Here is an 18967-nt window from a genome sequence, read left to right as displayed (position 1 = left end):
CGACCTTCCCTTCGTCCGTGTCGACGCACTGAACGTGTTCGTCACGGTGCCCGAGAACGAGTCGGTCGACCGGTCGCCCGGTGACGGTGTCGCGCAGTACGCGCTCTCCCCGGAGCCGGTCGCCGAGGGCTGACGGGCGACCGCTATGTTCGACGCGAACATCGAACATGTGGAGCTCGTGTGCAGACGACGACGGTGGAGCCGCCGAAAGCGGCGGAAGCGGATGTCACGGCGGCCGGGTGGCCCCGGTCCTGGCCGCTCATGCTGCTCGGGGCGGCCGTCGTTCCGGGGCTGCTGCTCTTCGTCGTCGGACGGTGGCTGGACGCGCCGGCCGTGCAGGCCTGGCGGACCGTGTGTCTCGCCATCACCACACAGGCGCTGCCCTTCCTGCTGCTCGGTACGGCTCTGTCGGGGGCGATCAACGCGTTCGTGCCGGCGCGAGTGTTCACGAAGGTCCTGCCCAAGCGGGCCGCGTTCGCCGTGCCGGTGGCCGGGATGGCGGGGGTCGTGCTGCCGGGCTGCGAGTGCGCGTCGGTGCCGGTCGCGAACAGTCTGATCGGGCGCGGGGTCACCCCGGCCGCCGCGTTCGCGTTCCTGCTCTCGGCGCCCGCGATCAACCCGGTCGTGCTGACCGCCACCGCGATCGCGTTTCCCGCCAGCCCGGTCATGGTGCTGGCCCGGCTGCTCGCCTCGCTCGCGACCGCCGTGGTGATGGGCTGGCTGTGGCTCTGGCTGGGGCGTGAGGAGTGGCTGCGCCCGGTCCCGCGGCACACCGGGCACCGGCCGGGGCACAGCCGCTTCACCGAGTTCCGCACCGGCTTCCAGCACGACTTCCTGCACGCGGGTGGGTTCCTGGTCATCGGCGCGATGGCGGCGGCGACCTTCAACGTGGCCGTGCCGCGCTCCGTGCTCGACACCTTCGCCGGATCACCCTGGCTGTCGGTGCTGTTCCTGGCCGCGCTCGCGATCATCCTCGCGGTCTGCTCGGAGGCCGACGCGTTCGTCGCGTCCTCCCTCACGGGCTTCTCCCCCACAGCCCGGCTCGCGTTCATGGTCGTAGGCCCCATGGTCGACCTGAAGCTGATCGCCCTCCAGGCGGGCACGTTCGGCCGGGCCTTCGCGGTCCGCTTCTCCGCCGCCACGACGGTCGTCGCGGTGCTGTCCAGCGCCCTGATCGGAGCCGTACTGCTGTGAGACGCCCCCTCCAGGTGACCCTGCTCGTCCTCAGCGGCCTGGGCCTGCTGCACGCCTCGCTCTTCACCGACCTGTGCCTGCGCTACGTCAAGCCGAGCATGCGCCCGATGCTCGTCGTGTCCGGGTTCCTGCTGATCCTGCTCAGCATCGCGGAGGCCTGGTCACGGTCCCGGCAGAACCCGAGTGTGGACGACCACCACATCGGCGAGAACCACACCGAACACCCCGAAGAGCACATGGGCCACAACCACTCCAAGGTCCCCCGCGTCGCCTGGCTGCTCTTCCTCCCCGCCCTCAGCCTGCTCTTCTACGCCCCACCCGCCCTCGGCGCCTACACCGCCTCCCGCGCCGCCCCCAAGGCCGTCCCGGTGCAGGACGCCTTCGATCCGCTGCCCGTGACCTCGCCGCTGCCGATGACCCTCACGGACTTCACGACCCGCGTGCAGCAGGACCGCAAGCGGGTCATCAAGGGCCGCACCGTCCAGATGACCGGGTTCGTCACGCCCGACAAGGGGTCCGCCTACTGGGACCTGACCCGGATCATGATCTCGTGCTGCGCGGCGGACGCCCAGTCCATCAAGGTGCGGGTCTACGGCATCCCGGCCCTGTCCGCCAACACCTGGGTGACGATCACCGGGACCTGGCACGCGAGCGGAACCCTGGGGACGAGTTCCGCCGTGGCCGCGCTCGACGGCGTCACCGTCCAGAAGGTCGCCAAGCCGGTGAACGCCTACCAGGACGCCCTGCCGTTCGGGTCCCCACGCTGAGCCGGACCGCTGAGCTAGGCGACCGAGATGTCCACGGAGGGACGCAGTTTCGCCGCCGCGGCCAGGGCCTCGTGCAAGGGGTGGGTGTCGAAGGCCTCCAACAGAGCCTCATCCGCCGGGAGTTCTGACGCCGGGTAGGCGATCTGTTCGTAGGCCGCCTGGAAGCGCGGACCCCAACGCCGGGCGCCCAGGCGGGCCGTGCGGGAGCAGTTGTCGACCATGTAGGCCACGTCCCGTGCGTGCATGTACGGCAGCAGGGAGTCCACCGCCTCGATGACGGACTCGTTGACGATCTCCGACCAGGGGTGGCCGCGCTCGGCGAACTCGTCGACCTGGGCGGTCATCGTCGCCACGAACACCCCGGCGGTGAACGGCTCGACGGGCAGGGCGCGTTCGGCCCGGCGCGCCCGCACCTCCGCCCCCGCCGCCCACATCGGGGAACCGCCGATCCCGCTCATCTCCCGCGCCCCGAGCCGCCGTTCGGCCAGGACGACGCTGCGCAGCTCCGTACCGTCGGCGACCTCGTCGTAGATCTCGGCGACGATCTCACGGGCGGGACCGTAGGTCGCCGAGTACGCGCGGTCGAAGACCTCCCGTCCGGCCGGGTCCAACTCCTCGCGGACGGCGCGGAGTCCGGCCTGGGAGATGGTGCGGGCGATCGGGCCGGTGACGTTCTCGCAGGAGCGCTCGTACGCGGTCACCGCGTCGTCGCCGGTCAGGCGGTAGCGCGTGAAGAGGCTCTCGACGATGCCGTGAACGGCGCCGAGGAGGATGGCGCGTTCGCCGACGATGTCGGAGCGGTACTCGCTCTCCAGGGTGGTGCGGAAGGTGTACGGCGAGCCGAGCGCGACCGACCAGCCGAGCGCGCGGTCGGTGGCCTTGCCGTCGGGGTCGGCATGGACGGCGTAACTGCTGTTGATCCCGGCGCCGTTGATCTCGGCGCCCTGCTCGTAGAGCCGGCGCACGGAGTCGCCCATGCCCTTGGGGCAGACGGCGACGACTCCGTGTCCGGGCGGGAACTCCCCACCGGTGGCCCGGAGATGACCGAGCAGGAAGCCGTGCGAGAGGCCGATGGTGGCGCCGGGTTTGAGGGCGGCGAAGATCTCCTCGTGGTGGGCGGCGAGGGCCGCGTCCGCGATGAGCAGGATCACCAGGTCGCTCTCGGCGGTGACCGCGAGCCAGTCGCCGAGTGTGCCGTCCTCCTCGGTGAAGCCGTGGGAGCGCGCGTCGGCCGCGGAGGCCGAGCCGGGGCGCAGGCCGACGCTCACCCGGATGTCCGTACCGGCGAGGGAGTCGCGCAGGTTGCGGGTCTGGGCGCGCCCCTGCGGGCCCCAGCCGATGACGCCGACGCGGCGGACGCCGGCGAAGGCCTGCGGGAGCAGCGGGAAGAGGTGCCGGCCACCGCGCAGGATGGTCTCCGTGCCGCCGGGCACGTCCATCGTTTCGAGGGCGAAGACGGCGGAGGTGTACGTGGTCGAGGTCATGGTGGAGTTGTAGGCTCCGGGCGGGCGTTGCGGCAAGCGCAACTTACGCAGCGGGCTGTTGCACGAAGCGAAAGGACCAGGTCACGGTATGCGGGACGACCATCGGGAGCTACGGCTTTTCCTGCATCTGGCGCAGACCCTGAACTTCGGGCGGACGAGTCTCGACTGCCATGTCAGTCCGGCGACGCTGACCCGGACCGTGCAGCGGCTGGAGGCCGACCTCGGACACCGGCTCTTCGACCGCGGGGCGCGCGGGGTCTCCCTCACCGCGGAGGGACACCGCTTCCGTGAATACGCCGTCCAGTCACTGGAGTTGTGGCGTGCCTACCGCGAGGAGCATCCCGACCCGGCCGAACTCACCGGCAGACTGGCCCTGTTCGCCACGGTGACCGCCTGCCAGGCCCTGCTGCCCGACCTGTTGGCACCCTTCCGGGCCGCGCATCCCCAGGTACGGCTGGATCTGCGCACCGGCGACGCGGCGGCGGCGCTGGCCCGTCTCGACGAGGGTGAGGTCGACGTGGCGGTAGCGGGCATCCCGGCGCGGCTGCCGGAGCCACTGGTGAGCCGCACGGTCGCGGTGACCGAACTCGTCCCGGTCACCGCGCTCGACCGCCCCGACCCGGATCTCGACGGCCCGTTCGTCCTCCCGCACCGGGGCCTGGTCCGCGAGGCCGCCGACCGCTGGTTCCGCACCCGGGGCACGACACCCGACGTGGCCTGCGAACCGGACGGCCACGAAGGCCTGTTGACTCTGGTCGCCCTCGGCTGCGGAACGGGCGTGGTGCCCCGCCTCGTCCTGGAGAACAGCGCCGTACGGGAACGGCTGACGGTGATCCCAGCGGACCCACCACCGGAACCGTTCCCGATCGGGCTCTGCGTACGAAGGGCGGACCTGCGCCGCCCTCTGGTGGCGGCCCTGTGGAGCCTCACGGCGCCGCAGTAGAGCGGCGGCGCACATGCCGCTACTCCCAGCGGAGTGCCTAGTCCAGGTCGACCGGCCCGTCGTTCTTCTTCTCGTCCTTCTTCGCCTGCAACTGGAGCAGGTTCTTGACCTCGTCGCCGGGACGACGCCCGTCGGGGTCCGCGCCGCTGAGGTTCCCCCGGACCGAGTCCAGGATCGTCAGCCCCTGCGACACCAGCCCCGCGGCGATCTCCCCGAGGCCGTCCGCGCCGTTGAGGACGTTGACGTTGGCCCCCGCAAGACCCCCCGCCGCTTCCTTCACGATCTGCGGAAGCTGGTCGATCAGCATCCGGTCGAGCGCGACGCGGTCGTACGACGCCGCCGCCTCGGCCTGGATCTTCATCCGCTCCGCCTCGGCGATGGCGAGCAGCTTGATCCGCTGGGCCTCGGCCTCGGCCGGCTTGACGATCTCGGCGACCAGCTGCTGCTGCCGCAACTCGGCCTGGCGCTGGGCCAGTTCGGTCTGCGCGGCGAGCACCTCCTGCTGGGCGTGCGCCTGCGCGAGCGGTCCGGCCTGCGCGGCCTGCGCCTGGGCGCGGTCGACCTCGGCCGAGTACTCGGCCTTGACGACCGCGGTCTGCCGGGCGTACTCCGCCTGGTTGCGGGCCGCGACCTGCTCCGCCTCGACGGAGGCCTGGGTGGCCTGGGCCTGGGCGATCTGGGCCTGTCGCTGGATGGCCGCCTTGTGCGGTGCGGACATGGCCTCGATGTAGCCGACCTCGCCGTCGTCGATCGACTGGATCTGCAGCGAGTCGACGATCAGGCCGATCTTCGCCATCTCGACCTTTGACGTGTCCAGTACCTCGGCGGCGAGCTTCTGCCGCTCCGTGACGATCTCCTCGACCGTCATCGAGCCGATGATGGACCGCAGGTGACCTGCGAAGATCCGGCCGGTCAGCACCGACATCTGGTCCTGGTCGGAGAGGAACCGCTGGCCCGCGTTGATGATGCTCTCGGTGTCGTTGCCGACCTTGAACGCGATCACGGCGCGGACGTGCAGCGCGATGCCCTGGCGGGTCACACAGGTCTCGGTGACCTCGGCCTCGCACATCGACAGCGTGAGAAAACGGGTCTTGCGGAAAACCGGCAGCACGAACTTTCCGTGCCCCGTCACCACTCGGAACGGCGCGCCCCCCAGTCCCCGCCTGCCACCCGAGATCAGCATCGCCTCATCGGGGGCGGGAACGCGGTAACCGAACATGTCTTGCTCCTCACTCTGCGCCGGCGGGTTCGCCGTCCAGCGCGTCCAATGGATCCGCCCACTCGATGACGTGCACGGCACGTCGTCCACGGGACTCGATCACGAGCACCCTGGCCCCCGTGGGCAGGGGATCATCCGACCAGGCCAGGAATGTCTCGGAGCCGCCCCGGACCCGCACGAGGATCTCGCCGGGGCCCGCGCTTCCCCGGGTCTCGATGATCACCTCTCCCGTGCATCCGATCACGGGCTCGTCCTGCGGCATCACCGGCCGCCTCCATCCTCTGGCCTTAGGTTTCCGACGATAGACCCACTCGGGTCACGGACCCAACGGGCCCACCACACACCTTTTGCACGACGTCTTCCGGGCGACGGCCGGGCGGCACCGGCCGCGGTCAGGACAGGGCGGCCAGCGGGTCGTCGAGGACCGGCTGCCACGCCAACTCGGCCGCCCCGACCAGGCTGTTGTGGTCCAGGGTGCAGGCGAGGATCGGCACGCCCCCGCTCTGCCCCCACAGGCTCCGGTCGGCGACGACCGCGCGCAGCCGGTCCGGGTCGGCGTCGAGGAGGGTGCGGTGCAGTCCGCCGAGGATGATCCGGTCGGGGTTGAGGATGTTCACCAGGCCCGCGAGCCCCAGTCCGAGCCGGTCGATCAGGGTCTCGGCGGCCTTCCGGACGGATGGGTCGTCGTAGTGGCGACGGATCAGTTCGTTGGACTCCTGGAGCAGGGACACCTCGGGGCCGGGTTCGCGGCCGGCGGCCGTGAGGAAGGCGAGCGGGTCGGCCTCGACGTCGAGGCAGCCGCGGCTGCCGCAGTGGCAGGGGCGGCCCTCGGGGTTCACGGTGAGGTGCCCGACCTCCAGCGCGAGGCCCGAACTCCCGGTGTGCAGACGCCCGTCGAGCACCAGCGCGCCGCCGACACCCCGGTGTCCGGTCGCCACGCACAGCAGGTCGCGGGCGCCGCGGCCCGCGCCGTGCCGGTGCTCGGCGAGCGCGGCGAGGTTGACGTCGTTGCCCGCGAACGCGGGTCCGGTGAGGCCGGCCGCGCGCACGCACTCGGCGAAGATCCGCCGCACGGGCGCGCCCGCGGGCCAGGCGAGGTGGAGGGGGTTGAGCGCCAGTCCTTCGGGCTCGGCGACGGCGGACGGTACGGCGAGCCCGGCGCCCACGCAGCGGCGGCCGGTCTCGCGCAGCAGATCGGCACCGGCCTCGACGACCGACCCCAGTACCTTCGCGGGGTCGGCGTCCACGGCCTCGCAGCCGGGCGCGGTCGCGACGATCTGGCCGCCGAGCCCTACCAGCGCGGCGCGGAAGCCGTCGGCGTGCACCTGGGCGGCGAGCACGACGGGGCCGTCCTCCGCGAGCGCGAGGCGGTGCGAGGGGCGGCCCTGCGAACCGGCCGCGGCGCCGGGGCGGGCATCGACCCTGATCAGGCCCAACGCCTCCAGTTCGGCGGCCACCGCGCCTGCCGTCGCCCTGGTCACGCCGAGTTCGGCGGTGAGGACGGCGCGGGTGGGGGCGCGGCCGGTGTGCACGAGCTCCAGCGCGGGGCCGAGGGCTCCGCGGCCCCGGTCCAGTCGCGCTCTTGAGGTGGTCCCATCCCCCGCCGGCCGGGGGTCCGCCTTGCCGCTCATGAGGGCGAGTCTCCCATGATCCGTAGGAGTGGCGACGAGGTGTGCGGGTCGTGATCAATGTGCGGGCCGGTGGGGGCCGGTCGCGCCCACCCGGCGGAGCCGCGTATCGATACAGCCCCGCGCCCCTAGAACCCGCTCACCCTGAGCGTGACATTCAACCTGCCCTTCAGTCCCAACTCCCCTGGCGCCGTGCCCTCGTAGACCCTCGGCACCCCGTGATACGCCTTTCTCGACGGCCCCCCGAACACGAAAAGGTCGCCGCTTCTCAGTTCGACGTCGGTGTACGGCTTGGTGCGGGTCTCCGGGTTGCCGAAGCGGAAGACGCAGGTGTCGCCGAGGCTGAGGGAGACCACGGGGGCGTCGGAACGCTCGTCGGCGTCACGGTGCATGCCCATGCGCGCGTCGCCGTCGTAGAAATTGATCAGGGCGATGTCGTACGACGCTGTCGGCGCCCCCAGTGTGTCGGTGACCGCCCGCTGCGCGAGGTCGTCGAGCCAGGTCGGGAAGGGTTTCACCGGGGTGCCGTCGCCGTCGGTCGTCATGCGGGAGTAGGCGTACGGGTACCAGTGCCAGCCGAGGCACACCTGCCGGGCGGTCATCGTGCCGCCGCCGGGGGTGCGGACCGTGCGCAGGCCGGCCGGGGGGCGGGCCCACTCGCGGCAGGCCGTCAGGAGGTCGCGCCGGCGGTCCGGGGCGAGCCAGTCGGGCACGTGCACCGCGCCCGGCGCGATCTCCGTACGAACTCTCGGAAACAGCTCGGCGTCCATGGCCCCATCCTGCCCCGACCGGCCATGAGCCGGCACTCGGTTAGCCTTGGCGCACGATGGACGACCATATCGACCGAATGACGACTCCGTGGGGCGACCGCGCCCTGACCCGCTTCCCCGAGGACCCGCGCGACCGGCTGCGCGCCTGGGACGCCTCCGACGAATACCTTCTGCGACAGCTCGCGGAACAGGACACACCGCTGTCCGGCACGGTCGTGATCGTGGGCGACCGCTGGGGCGCCCTCGCCACGGCGCTCGCGGAGCACGGTCCGGTGCAGATCACGGACTCGTTCCTCACCCAGGAGGCGACCAAGGCGAACCTCGCGCGCAACGAGGTCGACCTGCATTCCGTACGACTGCTCACCACCCAGGATCCGCCGCCCGAGCGCGTCGACGTACTGCTGGTCCGGGTGCCCAAGAGCCTGGCGCTGCTGGAGGACCAGTTGCTGCGGCTGGCGCCCGCGGTGCACGCCGAGACGGTCGTCGTGGGCACGGGCATGGTGAAGGAGATCCACACCTCGACGCTGAAGCTGTTCGAGCGGATCCTCGGCCCGACCCGGACCTCGCTGGCCGAGAAGAAGGCCCGGCTGATCCACTGCACGCCCCGGTCGTCGGCGGCACGTGGCACCAACCCCTGGCCGCACAGTTACGCCCTGCCCGACGACATCGGTGTCGTCTCGGGGCGGACCGTGGTCAATCACGCGGGCGTGTTCTGCGCCGAGCGCCTCGACATCGGTACGCGTTTCCTCCTCCAGCATCTGCCCTCACGTCCTGGGCTCGGCAAGGTGGTTGACCTCGGGTGCGGCAACGGTGTCGTCGGTACGGCGGTGTCGCTGGCCGATCCGGAGGCCGAAGTCCTTTTCGTGGACGAGTCGTTCCAGGCCGTCGCCTCGGCCGAGGCGACGTACAAGGCCAACGGCGCACCCGGGCATGCCGAGTTCAGGGTCGGGGACGGGCTGGTCGGGGTCCCGGCCGACAGCGTGGACCTCGTGCTCAACAATCCGCCGTTCCACTCCCACCAGGCGACGACCGACGCGACGGCCTGGCGGATGTTCTCCGGGGCGCGGCGCGCCCTGCGGCCGGGTGGCGAGCTGTGGGTGATCGGCAACCGGCATCTCGCCTACCACGTGAAGCTGAAGCGGCTCTTCGGCAACAGCCAACTGGTCGCCAGCGACGCCAAGTTCGTGGTCCTGAAGGCCGTCAAGCGGTAACCCCACCGCCTCCCGCGAGCACGCCGACGATCCGGGCCACCGCCCCCGCCATCGCCTCCCGTCCCACGTTCAGGTACTTGCGGGAGTCGACCGCCTCGGGGTGTTCGGCGAGGAACGCGCGGATCGCTCCGGTCATCGCCTGGTTGAGGGCCGTGCCCACGTTGACCTTGGTGATGCCGCCGGCGACGGCCGCGGTCAGTTCGTCGTCGGGGACTCCCGAGGAGCCGTGCAGGACGAGGGGGACGTCCAGGGTCGCGGCGAGCCGCTTGAGGAGATCGTGGTCGAGGGCGGCCGTACGGGTGGTCATCGCGTGCGAGCTGCCGATGGCCACGGCGAGCGCGTCCACGCCGGAGTCGGCGACGAAGGCGCGGGCCTGGGCGGGGTCGGTGCGGGCGCCGGGTGCGTGGGCGTCGAGGGGCGACTCGCCGTTCTTGCCGCCTACCTGTCCCAACTCGGCCTCGATCCACAGCCCTTGGGCATGTGCCCAGTCGGCGGCGGCGCGGGTCGCGGCGAGGTTCTCGGCGTAGGGCAGGCGGGCCGCGTCGTACATGACGGAGCTGAAGCCGGCGCTGTGCGCCTGTCGCAGCAGGTCGTCGCTCTGGACGTGGTCGAGGTGCAACGCGACGGGTACGGCGGCCCGTTCGGCGGCGGCGACGGCCGCGCGGGCGAGCGGGAGGAGGCGGCCGTAGCGGAACTTGACGGCGTTCTCGCTGACTTGGAGGACGACGGGGGCGCCGGTGGACTCGGCGCCGGCGATGACGGCCTCGACGTGTTCCAGCGTGATGATGTTGAAGGCGGCGACCGCGGAGCGGGCCTTGGCGGCGCGGGTGACGAGCTCACCGGTGGTGACGAGGGGCACGGCCTGTCCTTTCCTGACGTACCGGTTGCCGGGGCTTCAGGGGGCGAGGATCACCGAGCGGGTGAGGTGGCGCGGGCGGTCGGGGTCCAGGTCGCGGTACGCGGCGACGGCGACCGCGAGGCGCTGGGCGCGGACGAGTTCGGCGAGCGGGTCGAGGCCGCCCTCGATCCACAACCCGCCGGTGGCGCCCACCTGTTGGGCGAGTCCCTCGGGCGCCTCGCCGAGCATCCAGGTGGCGGTGCCGTGGGTGGTGATGCTGATCGGGCCGTGTCGGTACTCCATCGCCGGGTAGGCCTCGGTCCAGGACAGTGAGGCCTCGCGCATCTTCAGCCCGGCCTCGTTGGCGAGCCCGACGGTCCAGCCGCGACCGAGGAAGGTGAACTGGGTGCAGGCGACGAGCTGTTGGGGCAGTTCGGTGGCGAGCGCGGTGCGGGCGTCGGCGACCACGGCGTCGGTGTGCAGGCCGAGGTGCGCGCGGAGCAGGGTGACGGCGGTGGTCGCGAACCGGGTCTGCACGACGGACCGTTCGTCGGCGAAGTCGAGCACGACCAGCTCGTCGGCGGCCGTCATGACCGGTGTGTGCGGGTCGGCGGTGATCGCGGTGGTGCGGGTGCGCCCTCTCAACTCCCGCAGGAGTTCCAGCACTTCGGTGGTGGTGCCGGAGCGGGTGAGGGCGAGGACCCGGTCGTACGTCCGCCCGTGCGGGAACTCCGAGGCGGCGAAGGCGTCGGTCTCCCCCTGGCCCGCCCCCTCGCGCAGGGCGGCGATCGCCTGGGCCATGAAGTACGAGGTGCCGCAGCCGACGATCGCGACCCGCTCCCCCGGCGTGGGCAGCGCGTCCCGGTATCGGGGCGCCTCCGCCGCGGCGCGTATCCAGCACTCGGGCTGACTGTTCAGCTCGTCCTCGACGTGGGTCATGCCGTACCCCTCCCCGCTGATGCTTGTTCCTGCAAGATATAGCGAGTTTTCGAGCAGAATCAAGCACAGGAACCAAGGGGACGTGCGCTAGAGTCGCGGAGAATCGAGGAACGGAGAGTGAGTGCGGATGTCGCGCGACGCCCGCTGGAAGGTGCTGCTGGAGCTGCTCGTCGAGCGCGGCCGGCTGGACGTCGAGGAGGCCGCCGCCGATCTCGGGGTGTCGGCGGCCACGATCCGTCGTGACTTCGACCAGCTCGCCGAGCAGCAGATGCTGGTGCGGACCCGGGGTGGCGCCGTCGTGCACGGGGTGTCGTACGAACTGCCGTTGCGCTACAAGACCGCCCGGCACGCCTCCGAGAAGCAGCGCATCGCGAAGGCGGTCGCCGAACTCGTCGCGCCCGGCGAGGCGGTGGGCCTGACCGGCGGCACGACGACCACGGAGGTGGCCCGCGCCCTGGCCGTCCGCGGCGACCTCACCGCCGGAACGCCCGCGCTGACCATCGTGACCAACGCGCTCAACATCGCCAACGAGCTTGCCGTACGGCCCCAGTTCAAGATCGTGCTGACCGGCGGGGTCGCGCGACCGCAGTCGTACGAACTCGTCGGGCCGCTCGCGGACGGGGTGCTCTCGCAGATCACCGTCGATGTGGCGGTGCTCGGCGTGGTCGCCTTCGACGTGACGCACGGCGCGGCGGCCCACGACGAGGCGGAGGCCGCCATCAACCGACTGCTGTGCGAGCGCGCCGAGCGCGTGATCGTCGCGGCCGACTCCAGCAAGCTCGGGCAGCGGGCGTTCGCCCGGATCTGCTCGGCCCAGGCGGTGAACACGCTGGTGACGGACGCGGGGGTGGGGGCGGACACGGTGCGGCGGTTCGAGGAGGTAGGGGTCACGGTCGTCGCCGTGTGACGGCGGAGCCGCGCCGGGCCGCCCCGGACACCCGGTCAGTGCTTGGTCAGGACCTCGAAGCGCAGGTGGGTGATGTCCGGCGACTCTCGCGTCCAGAGCCGGCGGAGTTCGACGGGGCCGCCGAGATGGTCGAAGAGCCGCTTGCCCGCGCCCAGCAGCACGGGGACGAGCATGATGTGCACCTCGTCCAACAGACCGGCGTTCAGGGCCTGTTGGGCAGCGGTCGCACCGTGGACGCCGACGTCCCCGTCGCCGGCGATCTCCTTGGCGCGGGCCACCGCGGACTCGATGCCGTCGGTGACGAAGGTGAACACGTCGGGGGCGACGACGGCCGCCGGGTCGGGGGCCCGGTGGGTGAGCACCACACAGGGAACCTTCCCCACCGGCCCTCCGTCGCCCCAGCCGCCCTCGCCTTCGCACACGTCGTAGGAGTGCCGGCCCATGAGGACGGCGCCGACGCCGTCGGCCATCTCGGCCAGGACCTGCGCGTCGGCGTCGTCCATTTCCTGGACCCATCGGTGCAGGCGTTCGCCGCCGACGCCGAGAGGGTGGGCGCGGGTGTCGTCCGGGGCGGTGATGAAGCCGTCCAGGGACATGGACATTCCTGAGATCACTTTGTCAGTCATGTCAGGTAGACCTGTCGCGCCGTCCGCACTCATCGGTCGTCGCGGACCCCATGTCGAAGATGCCGGATCCCGGGCCGGACGCGGGCGGGCGTGAAGTGTGCGCTGGGGGGCGCGCTGAGCGTCGTCCCGCTCGCCTGATGCGGCTGCTCGGCGGCGCCCAGTCGCCTGCCGCGACGATCCGGCATCATGCGCCGTTGATCCGGCCGCCAGTGTCCTGGATTCCGCCCTGCCTGGGTCTGTGTGCGGAGTTGTTCCTCCCGCTGCCAGGTCCCGGGGGGCTCGCCGTGATGGCGGCGGAAGGCGGCGGCGAACGCGTAGGGCGAGTTGTAGCCGACGCTGCGGGCGATGCCTGTCATGCCGAGGTCATCGGTGCGCAGATGGTCTCGGGCCAGGGCCATCCGCCAGTCGGTCACGTACCGCATCGGGGTCCGACCGAGGACGTCACGGTTGTTGCGGGCGAAGGCCGCCCGGGACAGACCGCTGAGCGCGGCGAGTCCGGGCACCGACCGTGGACCAGTCGAACCCGTAGGCGGACCAGGCGGTTCGGTCGGCGCGGGACGCGGCCCACAGGTTGTAGCTCGACGCGCTGGTCCGGGTCCAGCCGGGGAGGACCTGGGGCTCGTCGGCGGGGGCTGCGGTGGCGGCCGTCGCGGTGGCGACGACGGCCGCCAGAGCCAGAGTCGAGGCGGCGGGACCGGTGGCGAGTCCGCGGTACGTCTGGAGGTCCGCGAACGGGTCGACGAACTCGCGACACCCAACACCCCTGCTGCCGAGCGGAGTTCAGGTTCTCAGGCAATCTCAGGACGACGGTGTCAGGGGCAGGTCGTCCGTGAAGGCGTTGACCGGTTGGGCGATGTTCCGGGTGCCGTGGACGTCGAGGGCAGCCGCCGCGGTGCGGGTGCCGAGCGTGCCCTGTGTGTGCCAGGTTCCGGTGACGGCCAGCCAGGTGTTCGCGGGCGGGGCGGGGGTGCCGTACATGTGGACCTTGACGGTCTGGGCGTCCGCCGCGCAGCAGGTGAAGATGATCCGGGTCAGGTCCCAGCCGCCGCCCCGGACCGGCGTCGCGAAGCCGGTCATCTCGACGCCGCGTCCCTTGATGGCCAGTTCCTTGTCCTGCTGGACCCGGGTGGTGAAGTCCGTGAGGGTCATCGGCAGGGGTGAGGTCGCGGGCAGTGCGGCGAACCCCTTCTGCTTCTTGACGGCCTCGCTGCCCGCGTGGGACGCGGTGTAGGCGCCGAGGGCGGGCGGGGCGTAGAAGAGGAGGCTGAGCGCGGGGAGGAAGAGCAGCCAGGCGATGCGGGGGGCGGTGGAGTGGTCGTGGCCGTGGCCGTGGTCGTGCTCGTCGTCATGGGCCTCCGCGTCGCCGGGTCCGCGGTCGAACACCGCGTGCGCCAGGCCCAGGAGCAGCAGGAGGGCGCCGGAGATGATCAGGAGCGGGTGGAGGCCCTCCTTGACGTAGCGCAGGTAGAGGTCGGTGAAGAGGGCGGTGTGCAGGAGGCCGAGGCCGGTCAGGACCAGGAGCAGTACTTGGGCGGTGCGCTTCACAGCAGGGCGCCTCCGATCAGGACGCTGGCGGCCACGGCCACGACGGTGGTCGCGGTGGAGAAACGCACCGCGAACGCCCGGCCGAAGGTGCCCGCCTGAAGGGCGATCAGCTTCAGGTCGACCATCGGACCCACAACCATGAAGGTCAGGCGTGCGGTGGGCGAGAAGCCGGTGAGCGAGGCGGCGACGAACGCGTCGGCCTCGGAGCAGACCGCGAGGACCACGGCGAGCCCGGCCAGGAACAGGACGGACAGCCAGGGCGAGCCCGAGAAGGTGTCGAGGACCGAGCGCGGGACGGTCACGTTGAAGGTGGCCGCGGCCATGGCGCCCAGCACGAGGAAGCCGCCCGCGTGCAGGAAGTCGTGCTGGAAGCCGAGCCGGAACTCCGTGAAGCGGCTGTGCCCCGACCGGTGTCCGGTGTGCCGCACGACGGGCCGCAGCCACTCCTCGCGCCCCAGCCAGAGCCACAGCCAGCCCATGACGGCGGCCGTGGCGAGCGAGGCGAGGAGCCGGGCCAGCACCATGGCGGGGCTGCCCGGGAAGGCGACGGCGGTGGCGGTCAGCACGATCGGGTTGATCGCGGGCGCCGAGAGCAGGAACGCGAACGCGGCGGCCGGGGTGACGCCCCGGCGGATCAGGCTGTTGGCGACCGGCACGGACGCGCACTCGCAGCCCGGCAGGACCACGCCCGCGATGCCGGCGACGGGCACGGCGAGCGCGGCCCGCTTGGGCAGCACCTTGGTGAACAGGTCAGCCGGGACAAAGGCGTTGATGGCCCCGGACAGGGCGGTGCCCAGGAGGAGGAAGGGCAGCGCCTGCACGGTGATGGCCAGGCAGACGGTCCGCCAGGCCGCCACGGCGGGGTCGTTCAGCCATGGCGTGCCCGACAGCACGAGGGCGGCCACCGCGAGGCCGAGCGCGATGACGGCCGCAGTCGCGGGCGGGGGTCTGCGAAAGGCGCGGCGCCGGCGCTCGGGTGGGTGGGTGGCGGCCGGGATCGCCGCCTCCGTCACATCAAGCAGCTCATCCGTTTTTGGCATATTTGCTCCGAATGTCTGATGTTGCGACAGAACATAGTACGGTTCTCCCGTGATCAGCCGACTGTCCGTCAGCATCGTCCGCGCGTGTCTGCGGGCGGACGCCGGTGGAAGTCCGACGGCGGTGCTGGACGAGGCGCCGTTGAGCGACGAGGAGCGGTGCCGGATACCGGTTCTCGCCGGGACGTCGCACGCCGTCTTCGTCGCGGCGCGCGGGTCGGCCGTGTCCCTGCGCTTCTTCACCGCCGAAGGCGAACTGCCCGCGTGCGGCCACGGTACGGTCGCCGCCCTGGCCTTCCTCGCGGAGCGTGCCGGAGGTACGGAGTACCGGGGCACTCTGCGTGCGGCGGGGCGTTCCTTCGCCGGGTGGGCCGTACGGGAGGGGGCGCGGGTCCGTGCCGCCTTCGAGCCCGGTCCCGTCGAGTTGCGTGAGCCGACCGCGGCCGAGTGCGGGCTCGTCCTGTCGGCGCTGGGTGTCGGCGGCGACACGCTCGCGTCCGGTGCCCGGGTCGCCTCGGTCGGGCGGGAGCGGCTGCTGGTGCCCGTCCTCTCGCGGTCCGTGCTCGCCGCACTCGCCCCGGACTTCGGCCAACTCCGGTCGGCCTGCGACCGGTTCGGACTCCTCGGCTGCTACGTCTACTCGGTGCCGACGCGCTCGGGCCGGATCGCGGCGCGCATGTTCGCGCCGTCGATCGGCGTCCCGGAGGACATCGCGAACGCCAACAGCACCGCGTGCCTCGCCGCCGACCTCGCGGGGCGGGGTGTCACCGGAATCGCCGTCGACATGGGCGACTCGCTCGGCAGCCCCGCCACGATCACCGCGACGGCCCGGCCCGGGGTAGCCGTACAGGTGGGCGGCACCGCCGAGGTCATGGACGTGATCCCGCTGCCGTAGCCGACCGGTATCGGTCCAGCTCGCCCGGACCCTCGCCAGCACCTCGCGGATCGGGTCCGCGCTCATCGTGAAGTGGCCCCGGGCGATCTCCTCGGCGCGCTCGCGTTCGCCCGCGGCGATGGCCTCGTACAGGGCCTTGTGGTCCTCACCGCCCTGGTGGAAGTGGATCTCTTCGCCCTTGCCCCGGGGTTCGACGGGGAAGCCGAGGCTGATGCGCGCCAGCAGGTCCTGGCTGAGCATGACGATCTGCGGGTTGCCGGTCGCGGCGCGGACGGCCTGGTGGAAGGCGCTGTCCGCGGTGTGCGCGTCTGGCTGGGTGTTCGCGGAGAGGTAGGCGGACAGGGCGTCCCGCATGGGTTCGAGGTCCTTGGTACTGCGGCGTCGGGCGGCCGTCGCGGCAGCTGGACCGAGTCGACGGCCGCCGCCGTCCGGCACATGCTGCGCTCCCGCTGGGAGGAGTTCGAGCAGCTCTTCGACCTGCGTGGCCCGGTAGAGGGGCATGGTCCTGCGCGGTGGAGCGGCCCCGGCCGACGATGAGTGCCTCCGGGCGCCGGACCGCCTGCCGCTTCCCCTTGATCGACTGAGGGTGCGGAGGGCGGACCCGGCATGATGGCCCGTATGCGCATTCGTATCGACGCCGTCGATCTGCCCGGCCGCACCTTCCCCGCCCCCGCCGACAAGCCCGTCCAGTCGTACGACAACGTCCATGTCGCCGTGCAGCGCCGGGACCGGCCGGCCGAGCTGCTCGATCCGCAGCCGGGCGATGCCGTGTCCGCGAGCTGGAACCTGGAGTGCGTGGCGGAGCTCTCGCCGGACGGCGTCGTGGTCACGGGCCCCTATGTGCAGCACCGGATGGGTCTGCGGTTCGTCTACCTGTCATGGGGGACGGTCGATGCGGCCGGTCTCTTCACCATGTTCCGGCGCGCCAAGCTCATGCTCGACTCGGTGCCGGACGACGTCCTGGCCGCCGCCGCGCCCGACGGCCTGCTGGTCGGCCGGCTCGGTCTGACCGACGCGAACGGCGGCCCGCTGTGCGCGCGGGTGGATCCCCCGCGCATCACCTGGACCGCCGCCGCCCGCTAACTGCCGGTCAGGACGCGGAGTCCTTCTTGTTCGTCGCCAGCCGGTACGCCTGGGTCGGGGTCATCGCGACGCCGTTCAGGCTGACCGTCTTGTAGGTGCTGACCTTGGCGCAGGACTTCGACTGATCGGCGGTCGAGGCCTGGGCGTTGGAGGTGGCCGCCTTGGTGTCGGCGGGGGCCGGGGACGAGCCGGCGCCGGGGTACGTCGTACCGCTCGGCCAGTCCGTGCCGATCACCAGGGTCAGGCCGGTGCCGGTGCCCTGCTTGAGGTGCGAGGAGGAGAGGCCGATCGCGCTGGCCACCGTCTGGGCCTCGGCCTTCTGTCCGGAGCCGTAGGTGAGCGTGGTCGTGGTCGCGCTGACGCCGGCGTTGCCGGTCGTGGTGCCGGAGCTGAAGCCGCCGTCTATCAAGGAGGTGGCGATCGTGGAGGCGCGCCCGCTGATGCCGGTGCCGTTCTCCACCGTCACGGCGATCTGCGCGGCGGGTACGGCCGCCGCCGTGGCGGTCGCGGTGGCCGCCGAGGACTTCTTGCCGGAAGAGGTGGTCAGCGACTGGTCGTTGGCTATGGTCGCGAACAGACTCTTCGCCGCCGTCGCGGGCACGACCCGGTCGGCGTTGTTCGGGTCGGCGCCGGTCTGCATCGTGGTGAACGTCATGCGCTTCGTGGGGACCTTGTCCAGGTCCGCGGCGAGCCCGATGAGCTTCTTGACGGTGCCGAGGCCGGTGTCCACGGTGAGCGCCTTGGTGGCGGCGTCGGCCAGGTTGTAGACCGCCTGGGGGTCGGTGAGCGTGCCGGCGCTCTTGAACTTGCGGATCATCGCGCTCAGGAACAGGTGCTGGGAGACGGTACGGCCCAGGTCGCTGCCGTCGCCGAAGCCGTGCCGGGAGCGGACGAACTCCAGCGCCGCGTTGCCCTTGAGGGTGTGGGTGCCCTTGGCGAGCTTCAGGTGCGAGTAGGTGTCGTAGACGTCGGCGTCGACGCACACCGAGACGCCGCCGACCGCGTCGGACATCTTCACGACGCCGGAGAAGTCCATCTGCACGAAGTGGTCGATGGTGATGCCGGTGAGCGCGTGCACGGTCTTGACCTGGCACTCCTGGCCGTACTGCAGCGCGCTGTTGATCTGGCCGTAGTAACCGGCCGTCGACTGGCTGCTGTCCGGGTCCTTGCAGGAGGGGACCTGGGTCATGGTGTCGCGCGGGATGCTCATCACGGTGGCGTTCGAGCGGTCGGCGGAGATGTGGACCACCATCTCGACGTCCGCGTTGCCGTTCCCGGTCTGCACTCCCGTCGACGAGCAGCCGCCGCCGAGCTTGCAGTCGGTCGCGCTGCTCCGGGCGTCGCTGCCCATCACGAGGAGGTTGATCGGCGTACGGCCGAAGGCGTCGGCCTTCTCCTTGCCGCCCGCGCCGTCGTCGATCGCGATGCTGTTGATGTTGCCGTTCAGGTGCTCGTAGAACCACCAGCCGGCACCCGCGGTCACCATGATCAGCACCGACAGGGATATCGCGCTGATCTTCAACACCCGCTTGCCGGCCGGGGCCTGCTTGACGCGGCGGCGCGAGGCGGCGCGGCCGGCTGCGCGGGATCCGCCGCGCGGGGCCTGGCGGGCCGCGGCGCGGGCGGCGGCCCGGCCGCCGGTGGGCAGCGGTTCGTCGGCCTCGCTCGCACGCGGCCTGGGCACGCCTCGTGTGCGGCTGCGCGTGGCGTGTCCCACGGGGCCGTCCCCGAGGTCGGTCATCTGGCACTCCCACGTACGGTCGGGCCGTTCAGGCCGTTCGATGCTGCGGCCAGGGGCGCGCGGCCGTGTCGGGTCGGGCGAGGCAGGGGGCCTGCCTCTCTTGCGTGGTTGCGCAATATAACAATCTCAGATGAGAACCC

The 18967-nt window shown here is 71.7% G+C and carries 19 protein-coding genes and 2 pseudogenes; 7 read left to right on the top strand and 14 right to left on the bottom strand.

The genetic code is table 11. From position 1 onward, the window contains the following. The first annotated feature begins 180 nt into the window (after nucleotides 1-180). Both OG226_RS43430 and OG226_RS43425 read left to right on the top strand, forming a co-directional pair. A complete protein-coding gene (locus tag OG226_RS43430) occupies nucleotides 181-1194 on the top strand; it encodes a permease (RefSeq protein ID WP_329352156.1) in 1014 nt (337 codons plus the stop codon). After that, nucleotides 1191-1961 carry a TIGR03943 family putative permease subunit gene (locus tag OG226_RS43425; RefSeq protein ID WP_329352155.1) on the top strand — a complete coding sequence of 257 codons (771 nt, stop codon included), beginning with the start codon at nucleotides 1191-1193 and terminating at the stop codon, nucleotides 1959-1961. The genes OG226_RS43430 and OG226_RS43425 overlap by 4 nt, the downstream gene beginning before the upstream one ends. A gap of 14 nt (nucleotides 1962-1975) precedes the next feature. Here the strand turns inward: OG226_RS43425 and OG226_RS43420 are convergent, their stop codons facing one another. After that, the gene (locus OG226_RS43420; protein ID WP_329352154.1) at nucleotides 1976-3445 is read right to left on the bottom strand and encodes a ketol-acid reductoisomerase; all 1470 of its coding nucleotides are present in this window, start codon (nucleotides 3443-3445) and stop codon (nucleotides 1976-1978) included. Nucleotides 3446-3533: 88 nt separating this feature from the next. On the opposite strand from OG226_RS43420, the gene ilvY reads away from it, so the two are divergent. After that, the gene (gene ilvY / locus OG226_RS43415; RefSeq protein WP_329352153.1) at nucleotides 3534-4388 is read left to right on the top strand and encodes an HTH-type transcriptional activator IlvY; all 855 of its coding nucleotides are present in this window, start codon (nucleotides 3534-3536) and stop codon (nucleotides 4386-4388) included. A 37-nt stretch (nucleotides 4389-4425) separates the two neighbouring features. On the opposite strand, the gene OG226_RS43410 is transcribed toward ilvY, so the two are convergent. The 4 genes from OG226_RS43410 to OG226_RS43395 form a co-directional block, all read right to left on the bottom strand. Next, a complete protein-coding gene (locus OG226_RS43410; RefSeq protein ID WP_317774902.1) occupies nucleotides 4426-5607 on the bottom strand; it encodes an SPFH domain-containing protein in 1182 nt (393 codons plus the stop codon). Nucleotides 5608-5617: 10 nt separating this feature from the next. Continuing rightward, complete coding sequence (locus OG226_RS43405) at nucleotides 5618-5869, bottom strand: hypothetical protein (protein WP_033278775.1); 252 nt, start codon at nucleotides 5867-5869, stop codon at nucleotides 5618-5620. A gap of 130 nt (nucleotides 5870-5999) precedes the next feature. Next, entirely contained in the window at nucleotides 6000-7238 is a 1239-nt protein-coding gene (locus tag OG226_RS43400) for an ROK family protein (RefSeq protein ID WP_328685047.1), read from the bottom strand. Between the two features lie 125 nt (nucleotides 7239-7363). Then, on the bottom strand, nucleotides 7364-8005 hold the full coding sequence (locus OG226_RS43395; protein WP_329352152.1) for an alpha-ketoglutarate-dependent dioxygenase AlkB family protein: 642 nt from the start codon (nucleotides 8003-8005) through the stop codon (nucleotides 7364-7366). A gap of 77 nt (nucleotides 8006-8082) precedes the next feature. Between OG226_RS43395 and OG226_RS43390 the strand changes: the two genes are divergently transcribed. Beyond that, nucleotides 8083-9216, top strand: a complete 1134-nt coding sequence (locus tag OG226_RS43390) for a methyltransferase (RefSeq protein WP_328686603.1) — start codon at nucleotides 8083-8085, stop codon at nucleotides 9214-9216. Here the strand turns inward: OG226_RS43390 and OG226_RS43385 are convergent. Both OG226_RS43385 and OG226_RS43380 read right to left on the bottom strand, forming a co-directional pair. Then, complete coding sequence (locus tag OG226_RS43385) at nucleotides 9206-10075, bottom strand: class II fructose-bisphosphate aldolase (RefSeq protein ID WP_329352151.1); 870 nt, start codon at nucleotides 10073-10075, stop codon at nucleotides 9206-9208. The two genes, OG226_RS43390 and OG226_RS43385, sit on opposite strands and share 11 nt — an antisense overlap. Nucleotides 10076-10111: 36 nt before the next feature. Continuing rightward, nucleotides 10112-10993: an SIS domain-containing protein gene (locus tag OG226_RS43380; protein ID WP_329352150.1), complete on the bottom strand. Its 882-nt coding sequence runs from the start codon at nucleotides 10991-10993 to the stop codon at nucleotides 10112-10114. A gap of 127 nt (nucleotides 10994-11120) precedes the next feature. Between OG226_RS43380 and OG226_RS43375 the strand changes: the two genes are divergently transcribed. Beyond that, nucleotides 11121-11900 (top strand): DeoR/GlpR family DNA-binding transcription regulator, encoded by a 780-nt coding sequence (locus OG226_RS43375; protein ID WP_329352149.1) that lies wholly within the window; start codon nucleotides 11121-11123, stop codon nucleotides 11898-11900. 35 nt (nucleotides 11901-11935) lie between these two features. On the opposite strand, the gene OG226_RS43370 is transcribed toward OG226_RS43375, so the two are convergent. The 5 genes and pseudogenes from OG226_RS43370 to OG226_RS43355 all read right to left on the bottom strand — a co-directional run bounded on the left by OG226_RS43370 (nucleotide 11936) and on the right by OG226_RS43355 (nucleotide 15084). Beyond that, nucleotides 11936-12526, bottom strand: coding sequence for a dihydrofolate reductase family protein (locus tag OG226_RS43370; RefSeq protein ID WP_328686602.1), 591 nt, complete (start codon nucleotides 12524-12526; stop codon nucleotides 11936-11938). Nucleotides 12527-12555: 29 nt separating this feature from the next. Beyond that, nucleotides 12556-13029 (bottom strand): helix-turn-helix transcriptional regulator, encoded by a 474-nt coding sequence (locus OG226_RS43365; RefSeq protein ID WP_329352148.1) that lies wholly within the window; start codon nucleotides 13027-13029, stop codon nucleotides 12556-12558. Between the two features lie 4 nt (nucleotides 13030-13033). Beyond that, nucleotides 13034-13204: pseudogene (locus OG226_RS51720) on the bottom strand (phospholipase); the annotation flags it as partial. Between the two features lie 120 nt (nucleotides 13205-13324). Further along, nucleotides 13325-14071, bottom strand: a complete 747-nt coding sequence (locus OG226_RS43360; RefSeq protein ID WP_329352147.1) for a TIGR03943 family putative permease subunit — start codon at nucleotides 14069-14071, stop codon at nucleotides 13325-13327. After that, nucleotides 14068-15084: a permease gene (locus tag OG226_RS43355; protein ID WP_443067025.1), complete on the bottom strand. Its 1017-nt coding sequence runs from the start codon at nucleotides 15082-15084 to the stop codon at nucleotides 14068-14070. The genes OG226_RS43360 and OG226_RS43355 overlap by 4 nt, the downstream gene beginning before the upstream one ends. Before the next feature lie 76 nt (nucleotides 15085-15160). Between OG226_RS43355 and OG226_RS43350 the strand changes: the two genes are divergently transcribed. Next, the gene (locus tag OG226_RS43350) at nucleotides 15161-16003 is read left to right on the top strand and encodes a PhzF family phenazine biosynthesis protein (protein ID WP_329352145.1); all 843 of its coding nucleotides are present in this window, start codon (nucleotides 15161-15163) and stop codon (nucleotides 16001-16003) included. Between the two features lie 126 nt (nucleotides 16004-16129). Here OG226_RS43350 and OG226_RS43345 read toward each other — a convergent pair. Then, nucleotides 16130-16357 (bottom strand): annotated as a pseudogene (locus OG226_RS43345) (FadR/GntR family transcriptional regulator); the annotation flags it as partial. A gap of 264 nt (nucleotides 16358-16621) precedes the next feature. Between OG226_RS43345 and OG226_RS43340 the strand changes: the two are divergent. Next, complete coding sequence (locus OG226_RS43340) at nucleotides 16622-17086, top strand: DUF5990 family protein (protein WP_328685039.1); 465 nt, start codon at nucleotides 16622-16624, stop codon at nucleotides 17084-17086. Nucleotides 17087-17093: 7 nt separating this feature from the next. Here OG226_RS43340 and OG226_RS43335 read toward each other — a convergent pair whose 3' ends face one another. Continuing rightward, nucleotides 17094-18827 (bottom strand): LCP family protein, encoded by a 1734-nt coding sequence (locus OG226_RS43335; protein ID WP_329352144.1) that lies wholly within the window; start codon nucleotides 18825-18827, stop codon nucleotides 17094-17096. Nucleotides 18828-18967: the final 140 nt, after the last annotated feature.

The organism is Streptomyces sp. NBC_01261 (assembly GCF_036226385.1).
Classification (GTDB): Bacteria; Actinomycetota; Actinomycetes; order Streptomycetales; family Streptomycetaceae; genus Streptomyces.
The sequence above is the reverse complement of the archived record's forward strand: the minus strand, read 5'-3'. Positions and strand labels throughout refer to the sequence as shown.

Bases quoted from the DNA above. Each gene is read 5' to 3' on its own strand.
- OG226_RS43420 (WP_329352154.1), bottom strand. From the start codon at position 3,445: ATGACCTCGACCACGTACACCTCCGCCGTCTTCGCCCTCGAAACGATG.
- ilvY (WP_329352153.1), top strand. From the start codon at position 3,534: ATGCGGGACGACCATCGGGAGCTACGGCTTTTCCTGCATCTGGCGCAG.
- OG226_RS43410 (WP_317774902.1), bottom strand. From the start codon at position 5,607: ATGTTCGGTTACCGCGTTCCCGCCCCCGATGAGGCGATGCTGATCTCG.
- OG226_RS43405 (WP_033278775.1), bottom strand. From the start codon at position 5,869: ATGCCGCAGGACGAGCCCGTGATCGGATGCACGGGAGAGGTGATCATC.
- OG226_RS43400 (WP_328685047.1), bottom strand. From the start codon at position 7,238: ATGAGCGGCAAGGCGGACCCCCGGCCGGCGGGGGATGGGACCACCTCA.
- OG226_RS43395 (WP_329352152.1), bottom strand. From the start codon at position 8,005: ATGGACGCCGAGCTGTTTCCGAGAGTTCGTACGGAGATCGCGCCGGGC.
- OG226_RS43390 (WP_328686603.1), top strand. From the start codon at position 8,083: ATGACGACTCCGTGGGGCGACCGCGCCCTGACCCGCTTCCCCGAGGAC.
- OG226_RS43380 (WP_329352150.1), bottom strand. From the start codon at position 10,993: ATGACCCACGTCGAGGACGAGCTGAACAGTCAGCCCGAGTGCTGGATA.
- OG226_RS43375 (WP_329352149.1), top strand. From the start codon at position 11,121: ATGTCGCGCGACGCCCGCTGGAAGGTGCTGCTGGAGCTGCTCGTCGAG.
- OG226_RS43370 (WP_328686602.1), bottom strand. From the start codon at position 12,526: ATGACTGACAAAGTGATCTCAGGAATGTCCATGTCCCTGGACGGCTTC.
- OG226_RS43340 (WP_328685039.1), top strand. From the start codon at position 16,622: ATGCGCATTCGTATCGACGCCGTCGATCTGCCCGGCCGCACCTTCCCC.
- OG226_RS43335 (WP_329352144.1), bottom strand. From the start codon at position 18,827: ATGACCGACCTCGGGGACGGCCCCGTGGGACACGCCACGCGCAGCCGC.